Source organism: Citrobacter sp. VF227 (assembly GCF_052950715.1).
The window spans coordinates 1-489 of record NZ_JBRFVF010000316.1 but is presented as its reverse complement, the minus strand read 5'-3'; the positions used below and the strand labels follow the sequence as shown (position 1 = coordinate 489).

General features: G+C 59.5%; 1 protein-coding gene. It reads right to left on the bottom strand.

The window, feature by feature from the left end:
• Positions 1-108: 108 nt before the first annotated feature.
• The gene (locus ACU8YC_RS26505) at positions 109-321 is read right to left on the bottom strand and encodes a DUF3079 domain-containing protein (RefSeq protein ID WP_045632389.1); all 213 of its coding nucleotides are present in this window, start codon (positions 319-321) and stop codon (positions 109-111) included.
• Positions 322-489: the final 168 nt, after the last annotated feature.

The following is a 489-nucleotide window of genomic DNA, read 5'->3' as shown; positions in this document are numbered from 1 at the left end:
GGTGGTGCAGCGTTTCGCCGACCGCGAATAGCAGGCAGTTGAAAAACTACCTGCGTTGCCATCGCCTACGTTTTTCAAGAACCTGCCGAAGAAGAACCCCGCGCAACATCAGCTCGGCGATTCCTTGCGGGTCTTGGCGATCAGCTCCGGGTCGATGCCCCAGCATTCGTCCAGATACCAGTCCTCACCGAACATTTCCGCCGGATGCTGGGTGCGGCCCGCGCCGTTGCCACAGGCCATCGAAGTTGCCGGGCAATAGCGGTCGCAGCCCCAGCACACACGTTCGGGGTGGGATGGTTCGAGGGGAAATTTCTTGGCCATTGCGCGTGCCTTTCGGGCGTTGTTGCAGTGGCCACAGGCTAAGCCTCCTCGCCGCCGCCAGACTTGATCATGCTCAAGAACGACCGGTATCGGCGCACAACAACTGTATGCACATACAGATAATGATTGCCTGCCGCGCCGTTTATGCACATGCTTCGCGCCATCGAC